At 68.7% G+C, this 15,754-nt stretch carries 14 protein-coding genes; 3 read left to right on the top strand and 11 right to left on the bottom strand.

The window, feature by feature from the left end; translation table 11 throughout:
- From IAE24_RS29365 to IAE24_RS29325, 9 genes are all read right to left on the bottom strand, one after another.
- On the bottom strand, positions 1-371 hold a 371-nt coding region (locus IAE24_RS29365), incomplete at its 3' end, for a GFA family protein (protein WP_200016414.1).
- Between the two features lie 93 nt (positions 372-464).
- A complete protein-coding gene (locus IAE24_RS29360; RefSeq protein WP_223275358.1) occupies positions 465-800 on the bottom strand; it encodes a hypothetical protein in 336 nt (111 codons plus the stop codon).
- Positions 801-999: 199 nt separating this feature from the next.
- Positions 1,000-1,944, bottom strand: a complete 945-nt coding sequence (locus IAE24_RS29355) for an FHA domain-containing protein (protein ID WP_012206172.1) — start codon at positions 1,942-1,944, stop codon at positions 1,000-1,002.
- Positions 1,945-2,063: 119 nt separating this feature from the next.
- Entirely contained in the window at positions 2,064-4,289 is a 2,226-nt protein-coding gene (locus IAE24_RS29350) for a TOMM precursor leader peptide-binding protein (protein WP_199962206.1), read from the bottom strand.
- Positions 4,246-5,112, bottom strand: a complete 867-nt coding sequence (locus IAE24_RS29345) for a class I SAM-dependent methyltransferase (RefSeq protein ID WP_325100581.1) — start codon at positions 5,110-5,112, stop codon at positions 4,246-4,248. The genes IAE24_RS29350 and IAE24_RS29345 overlap by 44 nt, the downstream gene beginning before the upstream one ends.
- The gene (locus IAE24_RS29340; RefSeq protein WP_199962208.1) at positions 5,087-5,872 is read right to left on the bottom strand and encodes a BMA_0021/BMA_0022 family TOMM bacteriocin; all 786 of its coding nucleotides are present in this window, start codon (positions 5,870-5,872) and stop codon (positions 5,087-5,089) included. The genes IAE24_RS29345 and IAE24_RS29340 overlap by 26 nt, the downstream gene beginning before the upstream one ends.
- A gap of 17 nt (positions 5,873-5,889) precedes the next feature.
- The gene (locus tag IAE24_RS29335) at positions 5,890-9,978 is read right to left on the bottom strand and encodes a TOMM system kinase/cyclase fusion protein (RefSeq protein WP_199962209.1); all 4,089 of its coding nucleotides are present in this window, start codon (positions 9,976-9,978) and stop codon (positions 5,890-5,892) included.
- 165 nt (positions 9,979-10,143) lie between these two features.
- Positions 10,144-10,491, bottom strand: coding sequence for a low molecular weight protein tyrosine phosphatase family protein (locus IAE24_RS29330; protein ID WP_180319272.1), 348 nt, complete (start codon positions 10,489-10,491; stop codon positions 10,144-10,146).
- A gap of 37 nt (positions 10,492-10,528) precedes the next feature.
- On the bottom strand, positions 10,529-11,068 hold the full coding sequence (locus tag IAE24_RS29325; protein ID WP_199962211.1) for a DUF6886 family protein: 540 nt from the start codon (positions 11,066-11,068) through the stop codon (positions 10,529-10,531).
- Positions 11,069-11,178: 110 nt separating this feature from the next.
- On the opposite strand from IAE24_RS29325, the gene IAE24_RS29320 reads away from it, so the two are divergent.
- Together IAE24_RS29320 and IAE24_RS29315 are read left to right on the top strand one after the other, a co-directional pair.
- Positions 11,179-11,583, top strand: a complete 405-nt coding sequence (locus tag IAE24_RS29320) for a GFA family protein (RefSeq protein ID WP_199962213.1) — start codon at positions 11,179-11,181, stop codon at positions 11,581-11,583.
- A gap of 11 nt (positions 11,584-11,594) precedes the next feature.
- Positions 11,595-12,737 (top strand): DSD1 family PLP-dependent enzyme, encoded by a 1,143-nt coding sequence (locus IAE24_RS29315; RefSeq protein ID WP_199962214.1) that lies wholly within the window; start codon positions 11,595-11,597, stop codon positions 12,735-12,737.
- Between the two features lie 68 nt (positions 12,738-12,805).
- Here the strand turns inward: IAE24_RS29315 and IAE24_RS29310 are convergent, their stop codons facing one another.
- The gene (locus IAE24_RS29310) at positions 12,806-13,813 is read right to left on the bottom strand and encodes a Bug family tripartite tricarboxylate transporter substrate binding protein (protein ID WP_013801912.1); all 1,008 of its coding nucleotides are present in this window, start codon (positions 13,811-13,813) and stop codon (positions 12,806-12,808) included.
- Between the two features lie 204 nt (positions 13,814-14,017).
- On the opposite strand from IAE24_RS29310, the gene IAE24_RS29305 reads away from it, so the two are divergent.
- Complete coding sequence (locus IAE24_RS29305) at positions 14,018-14,917, top strand: LysR family transcriptional regulator (protein WP_013801913.1); 900 nt, start codon at positions 14,018-14,020, stop codon at positions 14,915-14,917.
- Between the two features lie 40 nt (positions 14,918-14,957).
- On the opposite strand, the gene IAE24_RS29300 is transcribed toward IAE24_RS29305, so the two are convergent.
- A complete protein-coding gene (locus IAE24_RS29300) occupies positions 14,958-15,740 on the bottom strand; it encodes an IclR family transcriptional regulator domain-containing protein (protein ID WP_012206162.1) in 783 nt (260 codons plus the stop codon).
- Between the last annotated feature and the right edge of the window lie 14 nt (positions 15,741-15,754).

The following is a 15,754-nucleotide window of genomic DNA, read 5'->3' as shown; positions in this document are numbered from 1 at the left end:
CCCCGATTCACATGCCGCTGCCCACCCACCACCAACTCAGAATCCAGCGTGGCCAAAGCAACAGAGATCCAGGCGCCCTCTGCGTAATGCGCGCTGTGCCACGTCAGCGATGAGCCGCATTGCTGGCAAAAGCAGCGCGTGATGCCGGGCGATGAGGTAAAGGAGCGCAATTGCTCCTGGCCCTGAGTGAAGACAAGGTCCTTGACCGGCACGCTGCCGTAGGTGGCGAATGCGGCGCCGTGGGCCTTCTGGCAGATGCGGCAGTGGCAGTGCGACACGGCCTTGGGGCTGGACCGCAGTTCATAGGCGATGGCGCCGCACAGGCAGCTGCCGGTCAGGGCAAGAGGGGGGCTATCCGGGGCATTGCTCATGGTCAGTCGGGCGCAAAAAAGGCGCATGCAATTGTGCATGCGCCCCAATGCCGCGACAGGGATGCGCGGCAACCCCAGGAGTCATCCGTTTCGTCAGTCGCCGATGACCTGCAGCCCGCTGCCGTCCCCATGCGCCTGCAGGCACATTCTTCCGAGATCGTTGAGAAAGCGCAGCACGGGCATCTCGCCCACGCAGGCGGGGATGGCGGCCATGATGTCGTTGTGCAGTTCCAGCAACTGGTCGGAGGCCACGAACATGGCGGCGGATTCGCCGTAGTAGTGCCGCCAGAAGTCCTGCAGCAGGCCGTGGCGGGCCTTGCCTACGACCAGCGGATAGCCGTTTTCCCAGACCTGTGCGTCCATGGAAAGGCTGGCCAGGCCAGGGTCAACAGGCCGCGCGCTGGCGGGGATCAACAGTACACGTCGCATGTCCATGCTCATTTGCGTCTTCCAGGTGCGCCAGTGGACTCGGGCAACCCGGTCCGGGAGGAGGGTGAGAGGGTTCGCACCGCAGGCGGCAAGAACCGGTTCCCACTTTATTCACGTGTGCACAACAAGAAAATTACAGCTGATTACATGCGGCGAGCGATGCGCCGTGTGCCTGCCGTTCTCCGTTGCAGTTCGCCATTCAGGCGCTGCGCGCCCCGCCTTCGATCTCGAACGGAAAGTCCCCGAAGCGCAGGCTGCCGCGCCGCCGCTCCACCAGGGCGGGCGAGGCAGCGCATTCGGGCAGGGCGCTGAGGATCTGGTGCTTGGCGCGGAAGATCTGGATGTTCACGTACGAGGGCTCCACGCCCAGCATGCGTGAGAGTGCATCCAGTTCTATCCAGCCCTGGCTTGCGGGGGCCAGGCCTTTTTCTGCGTCCTGCTGGCGCACGCGGGCCAGGGTGACCAGGGTGTAGTGGTGTATGCGTTCGCCCAGCGCAATGGGCTTGCCGTCGCTCATGACGGTCAGGCTGGCGTGCTCTTCGTTCTGGCTGACGGTGAAGCGAAAGGACACTTCCGGCGGCTTGGGCGCACGCGGGTCGAAGCTGCTTTCCCGCGTGGATTCCAGGTCGTCGCATTGCACGAATTCCCAGCTGCCTGCGGAGGTGTGGACCATGGCACCGTCCACCAGGGGCTCGGTGCCGTCGCCGGACTCCTGCAGCCAGCGGCCGTCCTCGAAGAAGACGTTGGCTTCGGGCTCCTGCGCGTCGGGCAGCAGGGTGCCGCGCGGGTTCAGGGCCAGGGGTCCGTCCTGGGGCAGTCCCGGGCCGGGGCTCAGGCAGGTGATGGGAGGTCCCAGGTCTTCCACGGTCCAGGCCGCTTCTGCGCCTTCGCCCATGCTGAGCTTGGCGCCCACCGCCAAAACGGTCCAGCGGCCGGCGACCAGGCGCACGCCGTTGAGCATGGTGCCGTTGCGGCTCTGGTCCACGATTTCCCAGGTCTGCCGGTTCCAGCGGAACAGTGCGTGGACCTGGGAGACGTCGGGCGCCTTCATGACGGTCTGGCAGACCGAGGGGTGGCGGCCGAAGGTATGCAGGGGCCGCAGCACGACGATGCGGCCGTCGAGTTGGTTACGAAAGAGGGCCATCGCCTCGAATTCTCCTTGGGGCTTGTGTGAACAGGGGGTGGGCTGGGGGCGCATTGGCCCGGAGCCGGCAGCCTGTTGCCAAGCTGAGAGAGTACATGCCCGCTGCGCGTTTCAGTTTGTCAAACGTACAGAGCCTGCGGATTCAGTTCGGATTCCTGCAGCGGCTGGCTGCGCCAGCCCAGGGCCACGGGTACGTTGCGCAGCCGTGGATTGCCCAGTTCCGGCCAGATATGGCACAGGCCGGGAATCACGACTTTGACGGTGTGCACAGGGATGTCGGGGCGTGAGTGGTCGTAGACGATGGTTTCCAGGCCCAGGCCGCGTGCGATGTCCACGCAGCGCGCAATGGCCTGGGCAATGTCTGGCGGCGTGGTGTCCGGCGTGTGCCCAGACAGTGGCGCAGGCTGTTGCGGCGGCGCATCGGCGCTGTCCGCAGGGTGCAGGAAGGCCTGCAGTGGCTCGGGCACGGCAAAGCTTTTGCCGGCCGCGATCAGCTGGCTGATTTCGGTGAGGGCGCGTTCGCAGGCCAGGGCGCGGTCCAGGCTGCAGCCAAAGCCCACGGCCCATTGGCCGGTCTGTGCATGGCAGCCCACGGAGACGACCACCGGTATGCCGAAGTCATGCGTGATGTCCAGCAGCCAGTACGACCATTGCGGGCCGCAGCTGCGGTCCAGTCGCTGGCGTGTGGCCTGGTCGATGCCTTGCAGCGCAATGGCGGGCCTGCGGATCTGGCCGTACCACCAGATGGCGGCGGCGTCGCGTTCCACCAGTTCCATGAAGCCTTGGAGGATGGCCTCTTCCCGCGTGTTGCCTGCGGCGCAGCCGTTGGAGGTCCAGCCCACGTGGTGCTGGCTTTGCGCGGGCGCATGGGCCAGGCAGAAGGCCAGCGGCAGGTAGCGGCGCGCATCGGCGGTCAGGGACCAGGCGGGAGCCCACCACAGGGGCTCGCCCTGGCCGGCGCTGGGGGCCACGGCATGCGGTGGCTTGTCGGTGGCAAAGCCGGCGGTTTGCCGCTCGCTGAAGCGGGCCAGTTCCGTGGGCGCGATGCAGGGCGCGTCCAGCTCGGCGGCGGGGGCGATGACTACGGCTTCGTCTCCCTGGTGGAAGGCGGCGTAGCGTTCCACCGCTTCGCACATGGCGCTGGCGCGGGCCTGCACGGCCGAGAGGCCCTTGCCCAGGCACAGCTGTGTTCCGGAGCCAGCCAGGCTGGTGCTGCCGGGGGCCGGTGTTCTGAAGATTTCGCTGCGGTAGACGGTGAGCGCTTCGTCTGTCTCGGCCGTCAGCGGCGTGACCCGGGCAATCACGCCGGTCAGCGGGCTGACGTGCTGTGACAGGCGCTGCACCGTGGTCTCGGCCGGCACGCTGCGCCAGCCGCCGTCGGCGCGCGCGGCATGCGTGCCTGGAACTGGCGCAATGCGTTCGCGCTGGCGCAGGGCCATCAGCCCTGGCGTGCCGCAGTGCGGGCATTGCGGGCGGGCGGCCACCGGGTGGGGCTGGTCAGGCTCCAGCGTCCACACGGTTTGCGCCGCATCGGTGTGCGCCAGCAGGCGCTGCACCGTAGGCAGCAGGGCCTGCAGCCGCGTGGTGATGAGGTCGGCGCCGGCGCGCACGGGCGGGCAGCGGTCGCTGTCCTGAGGCTGGCCGTGCTTGCCGCCGCGTGCGGGATGGTTGCGTTGCCAGCGGTGTGCGAGGCAATGCCAGCAGGCGGCTGCCTGGGGTTTGAAAAGCGGTCCCGCCATGGCCTGCTCGCCCGCAGGCCGCACCAGCAGCCAGGGCCGGCCTGCGGCACGCTGGTTGGCGTCAATGGCGCCCAGGCGCGGGTCCAGATAGTCGTCGCAGAAAACGATGGTGAGCGGGGCGGGGGCGGGTGCCTGCGTGGCAACGGCCCCGGCAACGGCCGCAGCCCAGCGGCAGGCGGCTGTGCTGTCCAGCGCTGCAGTCAGCATGACGATGTCGATCTGCTCCGATGCCTGCAGGCGCACGGGCGGGGCCGAGAAATCCGGTTGCAGATAACCGTGGCCGTTCAAGTCGCTGTGCAGCACCGGCTGGACCAGGCCCTGGCGCAGCAGGGCGCCCAGGGCGTGCAGCATCTGTGCAAGCGGCGCATCGGGCGCTGCGGCGCAGTGCTGCATGAGGCTGGTGCCGGCCTGCAGCGGGGCGTTCAGCGCCAGCACGGCGGCGGAGCCCAGGGCCAGGGTGTCGCGTTCGCTGGCCAGCAAAAGGCGGTCGCCCTGCTGCACGGGCGGCAGGAATTTCTCGTGCCAGCGAAAGGCTTGGGCGAACAGGTCCGGGGCCGTGGGCTCAGGCAAGAGACGGTGCTCCGAGTTCAAGGCGGACGACGGCATAGGGGTGCTGGCCGGTGGTGGCGTGGAAGGCGGTCTCGAACAGCTGGTGCTGCTGCGAGAAGCGGGCATACAGGTGCTCTTGCAGGCTGATGCGGATGGCGGGGTGGATGCGCTCTATCTGCGCGCCGTCCGTAAAGCCGGAGACGACGGGCAGGCGCATTCCGCCCACCTGCATGGGCAGCCGTGCAAGGGCCGGGTGCACATGGTCGAGCACGACGGTGCACGGCGGGCTGCCGGGCGCGGCAAAGCGCTGGGCCAGCTGCTGCAGCATGGCCTCCAGCGCAGCCTGGGGAAGATAGGGGCAGACGCCTTCCAGCAGCACCAGAACGGGCTGGTTGCCGGGCAGGGCGGCGGTGTCCAGCCAGGAGGTGTCGAGGATGGAGCAGGCGAGGTTGGTTTCAGGGCCTGCAATGTATTGCGCGCGCAGGGCGATGGCGTCGGGCAGGTCCACGTTCAGCCAGCGTGCGGTGCCGGCCTCGGGGGCCAGGCGGTTGCGCCGCGTGCACAGGCCTGCACCCAGCGCAATGCACAGGCCGGACGGATGGGCGGTCAGAAATTCGGTGGTGAGCCGGTCGAACAGCTGCGAGCGCAGCACCACGCTGCGTACAAAGGCGGGGTCGGCCGCATGGGCCTCGCTGGCCTGGGGCAGGGTGGCGGCAATGCGGCGCGCCTCGGGGTCGGAAAAAGGCGGCAGGTCCGGCAGTTCCGAGGAAGCTGCCGGACCTGCCGCCCGGGCACGTGCCGCCAGCGTCAGCAGCAAGGTGGCCGTGGCCCCTTGCAGCTGCGCCGGTGCCGTATCAGCAGGTGAAGGGGTAGGCGTCACCGGTGTTGTTGTAGGAGGTGAGGGCGATGGCCCACAGGTCCTGCTCGGCGGGTGCCACCGGGTAGTTCAGCACGATGCCGTTCTTGATGGCCGTGCCGTCTGCGCGCTGCAGGTTCCATTCGCCGCGTGCCGCATCCCAGGTGAAGGCCTGCTCGGTCTCGAAACGCACCTGGAAGTTGAACGGGTTGTTGTAGCCCAGCCATTGGCTCAGCACGGGGGCCTTGTCCTTGCCATCGTCACGCGTCAGCTCTGCGTGGAACTCGGGAGACTGCCAGGCCAGGGCGATGGCGCGCAGCACCACGCCGCCAAAGGCCAGCAGCGAGTCGGGGCCGCCGCCGGGGATGCCCAGGCCCGTGGGCAGGGCGGCCCTGAGCATGCCGTTGCTCGGTTCCTCGAACGAGGTGCTGACGCCCATGAAGTTGGGGAACAGCTGGTAGTAGGCGGCCAGCGCCTCGGAGGCGTGGGTCTGGGGCGCCTGGGGCAGGACGATGACGAATTCATCGTCAGGACCGATCCAGCCGGCCGTGAGCACGGGCTTCCATTCGGCGCGCTGGGTGGGGTCGTCGCTCAGGCGCAGCGACACATCGACCTGGGGCCACTGGGTCGGCAGGCTGAAGTCGCGGTGCAGCATGGGCTGGATGTCGCGCTGCCCCAGCAGATCACGGCGGTAGGCGTCATCCTGCCAGGAGCGGGCGATGGCCCGCAGGTAGGCAAGGCGGAATGCGAGCAACGGTTCAGTATTCTGCAGCTGGGTGGTCATGTGACTTCATCCTCGGTTCAAGAAAAATGCGCCTGGCCGGGCAGGGGCCCGGACAGGTGCACGGACAGTTCAGGCCGCAGCGCGGCCAGCTCACTCAGGCGCGCGGCCACGTCCGGCCTGGCGGGTGCCAGGGCCTGCGACAGGGCCAGCGCCTCGGTTTCGGTGCGGTACTTGCCGGCGGTGCGCGCAGTCCCTGCCGCCTGGGCCAGGCTGTCCTGCACGGCTGCGTGGTCGGCGCCCATGGCCAGCAGGAAGCGGGCCTTCTTCAGGTGCAGCTCGCTGCTGTGCAGCCGTTCGTCCAGTACGTCGGCCAGGCGCAGGCACTCGTCGATCTTGTCCAGGGCCTCGGCCCAGCGCCCGCTGGCCGCCAGCATTTCAGCGACGAAGGAGCGGTAGTAGGTCTGGCAGTAGCGGCAGCCCATGTCCCAGAGCAGCTGCGCCGTGCCGCTGGCGCGTTCAATGCCCTCGGCGCTGGCGCTGCCTGCGCTGTCACCCAGCGCCCAGCAGCGGATGATGTCCGCATAGCCCGAGAACGCGGGCAGGCCGTAGCGGGCCGTGATGTCCAGCAGCTCGCCCGTGGTGGCCAAGGCGCTTTCCTTGTCGCCACGTGCCTGGTGGACCAGGGCCTGGTAGAGCAGGGCCATGCTCAGGGAGGGGATGTGCGAGACCTCGTGCGCCAGGCGCACGGCGTCGTTCGCATCGGCCAGCGCGGCCTGGTCGAAGCCGGCGAACCAGCGCACCAGGGCGCGCCCGCAGGTGGCCCAGACGCGCGTGTCGAAGCCGAACTCGGCCGCATGGTGGGCATGGGCCACGGGGTCGTAGCGGGTGATGGCGTCGGTCAGCGCTTCTTCGGCCTGCTCGAATCGGCCGTCGGAGTAGTGGGCCAGGCCCAGGTAGGTCTGCGCGGCCACCAGCACGCCCGTGTCCTGCTGGCGAACGGCCTGCTCCAGCAGGCGGTGGCTGAGCTGGCGCACTTCCTCGCGGTTACTGGCCACGTGGTGGTAGGTGATCAGCATCCACAGGTGCTGCACCTGCTTGTAGTCGGCCACCGCATTGGCGCCGGGGCCGGCCAGCAGCTCCTGCGACAGCGCGATGCTTTCCACCACCTGGGCATGGGCCCAGCCGTGCTTGTTCATCAGCGCCTGGGTCACGTAGCTGTTGACGTCCAGCCGCGCCTCGCGCTGGGCCACGCCCTGGAGCTGGTGCAGCCAGTCGTCGATGTGGCGCGCGTAGGCAATGGTTTCATCGTTGAGCGAGCGCAGCTGCGTGATGCGCAACTGCCGTACCGCAAGCGCCACGGCCTGGGCATGGTCGCCCGCGTCTGCCCAGTGCTGGGCCACGCCTGCGGGTTCTGCGGCAACGCGCTGGGGCTGGTGCTGCATCAGGGCCAGGGCCACGTCGCGGTGCAGCAGCCGGCGCTGCGATGCCAGCATGCATTCGTAGGCCGTGTCGCGGATCAGCGCGTGGCGGAACATGAAGGCGCCGGCGCCCGCACGTTCATCGGCAATGACCAGGCCGGCCTGGCCCAGTTGCGCCAGTTCCTGTTCGACCTCACCTTGCGGGCGTTCCACGCAGGCGCACAGCAGGCCGAAGTCGAAGTGCCGGCCCATGGTGGCGGCCAGTTGCAGCAGCGGCTTGAGCGGGCCGATGCGGTCAAACCGGCTGACCAGCGAGTCGCGCAGGGTCAGCGGAATGGCGGCCGGCAGCCCGGCATGGCGAAAGTCCCAGACGCCGTCCTGCTCCACCAGGTGGGCGTCCAGCAGCATGCGCGCCATTTCCTGGATGAACAGCGGCACGCCGTCGGTGCGCTCCACCACGTGGCGGATCACGGCGGGGCTGAGCCTGCGCGGCGCCAGCGTCTGGCGGGCCAGCTCGGTGGCCTGCGCGTCTTCCAGGCGCCGCACGTCCACGCACTCGGCCTGCAGGCCTTCGGGCGGCTGCCACTGCGGCCGCGCCGTCAGCACCAGCAGCACGCGCCGCCCGGGCAGGCGCGATACCAGTTGCTCCAGCAGTTCGATGCTGGTGGGGTCGGCCCAGTGCACGTCCTCGACGACCAGCAGCAAGGGCTCGGCTTCGGACATGTGCAGCAGCCATTGCGCGGTGGACTGCAGCAGCAGCGCCCTTTGCATGACGGCGGAGATGCGGCTGGGCTCGCAGTCGCCCAGGGGCAGCGAGAGCCAGGCGCACAGAATGGGCAGGGCGGCCTCGGCATCGCAGCCTGCGGCGCGCAGGGCTTCGCGCATCTGCTCGCGGTGGTCCTGCGGGGGATCGGCCGCCTCCAGCCGCTGCCGTATCAGGCCCAGGAAAGGGGTCAGCGCGGTGTTGCGGTGCTCGGGCTGGCATTGCAGCACCACGGTGTTCGCGCCCTGTGTCCTGGCGTGGACGAGCAGCATGTCGGCCAGGCAGGATTTGCCGATGCCCGGCTCGCCGCGAATCCACAGCGCATTGCCCCCGGCTTCGCGGGCCCGCGCCCATGCGTCGTTCAGGCGCTGCAGTTCGGGTTCGCGGCCTATGCACTGCAAGGCCGCATCGGACACAGGCCCTGGCAGTGGCTCGGCTGGCTGTTCCAGCTCCAGGCGATAGGTCTGCATGCCCGTGGGCTGGCCGGGCAGGCGCAGGCTGCCGGCTTTCTCGAAGCGCGCATGGCGGGCCAGCAGGCGATGGCTGCTTTCGCTGGCCAGCAGGGTGCCCGCATCGGCGATGGCCTCCAGCCGCATGGCCACGTTGACGGCATGGCCCGAGGGCGCTTCGCCGCCGACCACCACGGCCATGCCGGTGTGCAGGCCCATGCGGATTCCCAGGTGCAGTCCGTGGACCTGCTCGATGGCGGCCGCGCGGCTGCGGCTGAGCGTCAGCAGCTCCTGCGCCGTCATGCCGGCCTGGCGGGCATCGGTGTCGCTGGTGTGCGGGTAGCCGAAGAGCACCAGCATGCGGTCGCCCAGCGTGCCCGCCAGCATGCCTCCGCGCCGGGTGGCAACGTCGGAGAACAGCGTGAGTTCCTCGCGCTGCAGCAGTTCGATGTCTTCGATGTTCAGCCCCTGCGAGGGCTGGCCTGCGGTGCGTGCCGCGCTGTCCATGCCGTGGATGTCGCTGCCCGGCCACAGGGAGACGCTGCAGCACAGCACGGTGAGCTGGCGCACTTCGGAGAACACGCGTGTGGTGGCCACGGTGCGTGTCAGGTCCGCCTGCTGCACCTGGGCGGCTGCGGGCAACTGGCCCACCAGATCGTCCAGCCGCACGCGCATGAGGTCCCTGAGCAGGGCCGCCGCCGAGTCGCTGCGCTCCGCGGGCCGCTTCTTGAGCGCCTTGCGCAGCAAGGTGGCGATGGGGTGGGTGGAGATGGCCGGCGGCAGCTGCACTTCCTGCGGGCTGAGCTGGCGGTGCACGATCTCGGCCACCGAGGCGCCCTGCACGGCGGGCGTGCCCGTCAGGCATTCGAGGAACATCAGTCCCCAGGCATACAGGTCGGTGCGGGCGCTGGGCGGCTCGCCGCGCAGCTGCTCGGGCGCGCTGTAGGCGGGCGTGCCCAGGCATTCGTCGCCCATGGTGAGCTGCGAGACCTGCGGGCCGGCAAACTGCGGAATGACGGTGCCGATGCCGAAGTCCAGCACCATGGCGTGCCGCACCGCGCCCGTGGAGGTGACCATCACGTTGTCGGGCTTGAGGTCGCGGTGCACGATGCCGGCGGCATGCGCGCAGTCCAGCGCATCGAGCACCTCGGCCATGAGGCGGCCGGCCTCGGCGGCAGTCAGCACGCCCTGGCGGCGGATCAGGCTTTTGAGGGTCTCGCCCGGCACATATTCGAAGACGCCGTAGACGCAGTCGCCTTGCTCGCCCTTGTCCAGCAACTGGACGATGTGCGGATGGTGCAGGGACGCGCACAGCATGGTCTCGCGGTGGAAGCGCTCCACCTGGCGGCCGCCTTCCTGCAGCCTGACGACCTTGATGGCCACCGATGCACCCGTGCGCCGGTGGCGCGCGCGGTAGACGGTGCCGTAGCCACCCGATCCCAAGGTTTCCAGCAGTTCGTAATCGGGTATTTCCAGGGGGGCTGGCGCCACCGGGGTCACCGCAGCTTGCGTGGGGTTGGTGATGGCATCGTGCATTTCAGCCTCGGTTGGGGGTCCTCCTGGAGGGTATCCAGTCGTCCATTTGTCATACGGCAGACCGTGCTTTTGATACCGTTCGTTACTATAGCGTACGTCCGAATGCAATTGACTGTTTTTGCCTACGTGCTTGCCTATGGTTGCCGTCGCCGTGGCGTCCGGCGCTCAGTCCAGTTGCAGCAGTGCGCTGACGGCGGTCTGCAGCATGTCCACCAGCTCGGGGTCCATGTAGCGGTACTCATCAGGGATATCGAGCACATGCAGGCGCTTTTGCGCCAGCAGCCGGCCGAAATCGGCCTTGAGGCGGGACTGGTGCCTTTCCTCCATCACGAGAATCACGTCGGCCCAGGCCACATCGTCGGCCGACACGCGGTGGCGGGCGCCCGCACTGGTGCCGCCCGAGCGCACCAGCAGGGCAGGGTGCCTGCGCCAGACCTGCTCTGCCGTGGGGCTGCGCCACTGGTTGCGGCTGCAGACGAAGAGGACCTTGAGGCGGTTGTCATTGCGGGGCATGTTGGAAAGAGGCGTTGGTCTTTGAATGCAAGTGCTCTCAGGCCCAGCTGGCCGCATTGCGCAGCCGTATGCCGCTGGCATGCAGCGAGCTATCCCAAACGCCGCGCAGCGGCTGCAGCGAATCGACGATGCGCAGCTCGGTGCCGCATTCCGCTAGCGCTTGCGGCAGATCGACCAGCAGGTCCCGGCACAGGGGCTGCACGGCCTGCCGGCTGACGTACATGCCGGCGTCCTCCAGACTTTCAAACGTATCGGCTGGCAGCTCGTACCGGTGTATCCGGGCCGCTTGCAGGCGCGCAGCCCAGGCGGTCTCCACATAGGCCACGGCCAGCGCTCCATCGGGCAGGGCGTTCAGCCATTGGGCCCTGTCTTCGCTGGTGCTGTGCTCGTGCGGCCATATGACGATGCGCGGGCATTCGCGCGGAAACAGGTACAGCCGCTGATGCGTCTGGGCGATGGCCCACACCAGGGGGCCGTTGAGCCACTCCTGCCCCTGGCGGCGGGGTGCCGCCTTCAGGACCGGGCGGGGCTGGAATTGCCGGATATCTCCGTCTTCGCTGAAGTGAAAAAGCTGCATGGCGCGCAGTGTAGGGCGCCGCGGTTTGCAGGTGCTGCGCCATCGCCTATGATGCGCGGCACCTGTGAATAATCACAGCTACTTGCAACCCACGGAAAGGTCCACGCACCATGAACGGTCATTGTCTTTGCGGCGCAGTCAGCTTTGTCTCTTCCCAGGCCCGGGAAATCGGGGCCTGCCACTGTGGGTACTGCCGGCGCTGGGGCGGCGGCCCCATGCTGGCGGTGCATTGCGGGCCCGATGTGAAGTTCGAGGGCGGCGAGCACATCGGCACCTATGCCTCCTCCGAATGGGCCGAGCGCGCCTTCTGCAGGCAGTGCGGCACGCACCTGTATTACCGGCTGCACGCCACGGGCGAGTACTTCGTGCCGGCCGGCGCCTTCGAGTCGCAGGACTTCGAGCTGGCCACGCAGATCTACATCGACAAGAAGCCCGGCTACTACGACTTCGCCAACCAGACGCCGACCATGACCGAGGCCGAGGTCATCGCCCAATACGCGCCCCCGCAGGAATGAGGCACAGCACCATGCCCCTGCACGATGACTCCAGCGGCCTGGCAATGGAGCCTGCCGCACGGCCCGGCGATCCGCTCGACCGGGTCGATACACCCAGCCTGGCGCTGGACCTGACGGCCTTCGACGCCAACCTGCGCATCATGCAGGACTGGGCCGACCGCCACGGCGTGGCGCTGCGCCCGCATGCCAAGGCGCACAAGTGCCCCCAGATCGCGCTGCGCCAGCTGGCGCTGGGTGCGCGCGGCATCTGCTGCCAGAAGGTGAGCGAGGCCGTGCCCTTTGTGGCGGCCGGCGTGCGCGACATCCTGATCAGCAACGAGGTGGTGGGACCCGCCAAGCACGCGCTGCTGGCCCGGCTGGCGCGCAGTGCGCGCATGGCCGTGTGCGTGGACAACGCGGCCAACCTGGTGCAGTTGTCCGAGGCCATGTCGCAGGCGGGCGTGGAGATCGACGTGCTGGTGGAGGTGGACGTGGGCCAGGGCCGCTGCGGCGTCACGGGTGCCGAGGCCGTGCTGGCCCTGGCGCGGCAGGCGCACGACCTGCCGGGCGTGAATTTCGCGGGCCTGCAGGCCTACCACGGCGCGGTGCAGCACCGGCGCAGCCGCGAAGAGCGTGCGCAGGTCTGCCGGGAGGCGGCGCGCCAGGCGGCGGCATGCGCGCAACTGCTGCGCGACAACGGCATGGCCTGCCACACCATCACGGGTGGCGGCACGGGCAGCGTGGAGTTCGACGCGGCCAGCGGCGTCTACACCGAGCTGCAGCCGGGCTCCTATGCCTTCATGGATGGTGACTACGGCGCCAACGAGTGGGACGGGACGCTGGCCTTTCGCAGCAGCCTGTTCCTGCTGTCCACGGTGATGAGCACGCCCGCGCCGGACCGCGTCATCCTGGACGTGGGCCTGAAGTCCACTTCGGCCGAATGCGGGCCGCCTGCCGTGTACGGCACGCCGGGCCTGCGCTGCGTGGCCATCAACGACGAGCACAGCGTGGTGCGCGTGGAGCCGGGCGCCCAGGCGCCCGCCCTGGGCAGCGTGCTGCAGTTGCTGCCCTCCCACGTGGACCCGACATTCAACCTGCACGACGAGCTGGTGGTGCTGCACGACGGCGTGGTGCACGCGCTGTGGCCGATTGCGGCGAGCGGGCTGTCGCGCTGAAGGCGGCATGAAAGAAGCCGCCGGCCTTGCGGCGCGGCGGCTTTTTCGCGTCTGCGGCCCGCTGTGGCTTACAGCTCGATCTTGGCGCGGCGGATCACGTCGCCAAAGCGCTTGTTCTCTTCGACGATGAAGGCCTTGAACTCTTCGGGCGTGGGGAAGTAGTTCTCGTAGCCGAAGGTCTGGAACTTGGGCTGGATGTCGGGCTCGCGCAGGACTTTCATGGTGTCCTGGCGGATCTTCTCGACCACGGCCGGTGGCGTGGACTTGGAGACGGCAAAGGCATTCCAGCCGGTGACCACGGCATCGGCCGGGCCGCCCGATTCGGCCACGGTGGGCACGTCTTCATAGCCCTTGAGGCGGTGGGGTGCCAGCACGGCCAGGAAGCGCAGCTTGCCCGAACGCATCAGCGGGCCGGCCGTGCCCGAGGAGCCCAGCGCAAAGGCCAGCTCGCCCGTGGCCACGCTGGTGTACAGCTGGCTGGTTTCCTTGTAGATGACGTGTTCCATCTTGGTGCCCGTCAGCGACTCCAGCAGGGCCGAGCCCAGGTGCACCGGGTTGCCCACGGACCACGAGCCGTAGTTGAGCTTGCCTGGGCGCGCCTTGGCGTCGGCAATCAGGTCGGCCACGGTCTTGTAGGGGCTGTTGACCGGCACGCAGACGAAGAAGAAGGTGCGAAACAGCGGCAGGACGACCTCGAAGTCCTTGTCGATGTTGTAGGGCAGCTTCTTGAACAGGTGGGGATAGGCGGCCAGGTGGACGTTGTCCAGCTGGATGATGTCCGTGCCGTCGGTGGCGCCGCGCTTGAAGGCCTCGATGGCGATGAAGCCGTTGCCGCCGGGGCGGTTTTCCACGATGACGGGCTGGTTCCACAGGCGCGCCAGCTTGTCGGCCACCAGGCGCGAGGTGCCGTCCGGCCCGCCGCCCACGGGGAACGGATTGATGATGCGCACCTGCTTGGTGGGCCAGTTGGCGGCGGCACCCGACTGGGCACGCGCGGGCGCCAGCGCGCCCAGGGCCAGGGCGCCAAGGGCGAGGCCCGCCTGGCGGCGATTGATGCTGAAGGCGCTGTCTTTCATGGTTTGTCTCCGAGTCGCTGTTGGGCTTGCTGGGTGGCTTGACCCTATGCCGGGAATGCACGGGCCGCTCTTGTTTTTTACGCTCTCTTGCGGGAGCGGCTGGATCATCCAGTCGCCGCATTGTGTCAGTTCGCTGCAAAGCACCTAGCCATGGCTGCCGCTAGCAGCTATAGCAAAATGGCATAAGTGAGGAGACGATAGAACATGAATTTGCAGCAGATAGAGACCTTTGTGCATGTGGCCGAGACCGGCAGCTTCAGCAAGGCGGCCGTGCTGCTGGAGACGGCCCAGCCCGCACTGAGCCGCCAGGTGCGGGCGCTGGAGACCGAGCTGCGCGAAACCCTGCTGATCCGCACCGGCCGCGGCGTGACGCTGACCGACGCGGGCCGCCGCCTGCTGGAGCACGGCCACGCCATCATGCAGCGCGTGGCGCTGGCCAAGGAGGATCTGGGCAGCCAGCGCGACGAGCCCGTGGGCCGCATCGTGGTGGGCCTGCCGCCCAGCCTGGCGCGGCGCCTGACGCTGCCGCTGATCGACCTGTTCAGCAAGGACATGCCCAAGGCCCGCCTGGCCGTGGTCGAGGGCTTTTCCATGAACATTGCCGAATGGCTGACTTCGGGCCGCATGGACCTGGGCCTGGTCTACACGCCCGAGCCGCATCCGCACATCGAGGTCACGCCCGTGCTGGAGGAGCGCCTGTGCCTGATCGGCCCGGCGCGCACCCTGGGCGGGCGCAGCGGCGTGCGCTTTGACGAGCTGTCGCAGTTTCCGTTGATCATGCCGCAGCACGGCCAGATCTTCCGCAAGCTGATGGAAGCGCAGGCCACGCTGTCCCAGGTCAAGCTCAACGTGGTCTGGGAAGTGTCCAGCGTGCCGGCCATCCTGGACCTGGTGCGCGGCGGCTACGGCTACGCCGCGCTGACCGACAGCGCCATGCGCAGCCACCTGACCGATGCCGAGCTGGTGGGCATTCCCATCGAGTCGCCCCATGTGGTGAGCACGCTGTGCCTGGCGCAGTCGGCCAAGAAAAAGGCCACGCCGCTGATCCGAAAGACCTCGCTGGCCCTGCGCGAACTGAGCCAGCAGGTGTGCGCGCCGCTCTGAGCGGCTGCAGCGAAAGCGGCAGGTCGCAGGTCAGCAGGCCTCAGAGCAGCGGCCGCAGCTCCCGCGCCGCCTCCTGCAGCAGCGGCAGCAGCTCGGCCGCCATGTCGGCGGGCGCCATGCGCTGGGGCGAGGTCACGATGTTGAGAGCGGCCACCGTGCGGCCCTCCATGTTGCGCAGCGGCACGGCCAGGGCCTGCACGGCCAGCTCATGCTCTTCCAGGGCCAGGCAGAAATCCTGGCGGCGCACTTCGTCCAGCACGCCTTCGAGCGCTGCGCTGTCCGTCACCGTGTGGGCGGTCAGGCGCCGCAGATCGTGCGATGCCAGCCATTGCCTGAGCTCGGCCGCAGGTAGCGCGGCCAGCAGCACGCGGCCCGTGGAGGTGGCATGGGCGGGCAGGCGGCTGCCCAGGTGCAGGCCGTGGGCCATGAGGCGCTGGCCGCGCTCGTGCAGGGCGCTGCGCGCGACGATGACCACCTCGTGGCCATCGCGCACCACGCAGGAAAACGACAGCTGGGTCTGCGCCGCCAGCCGGTAGAGCACGGGCTGGACGATGCGCGGCAGCCGCGCCGAGGCCAGGTAGCTGCCCGACAGCCGCAGCACCTTGGGCGCCAGCCAGAAATGGCTGCCGTCCGTCTCCAGGTAACCCAGGTGCGTCAAGGTCAGCAGATGGCGGCGCGCGGCCGTGCGCGTGATGCCCGAGCGCTCGGCCGCCATGGTGGCGTTCAGGCGCTGTCGCTCGGTGTCGAAGCTCTCCAGCACGGCCAGGCCCTTGGCCAGTCCGGCGATGAAGTCATCCGGGTCGATGGGAAAGGGCTGGTTCATGGGCGGGGAGGGCG

The organism is Delftia sp. S65, from assembly GCF_016516495.1.
Lineage (GTDB): Bacteria > Pseudomonadota > Gammaproteobacteria > Burkholderiales > Burkholderiaceae_C > Comamonas > Comamonas acidovorans.
Note: the sequence above shows the minus strand (reverse complement) of the source record. Positions and strands in the feature narration are given on the sequence as shown.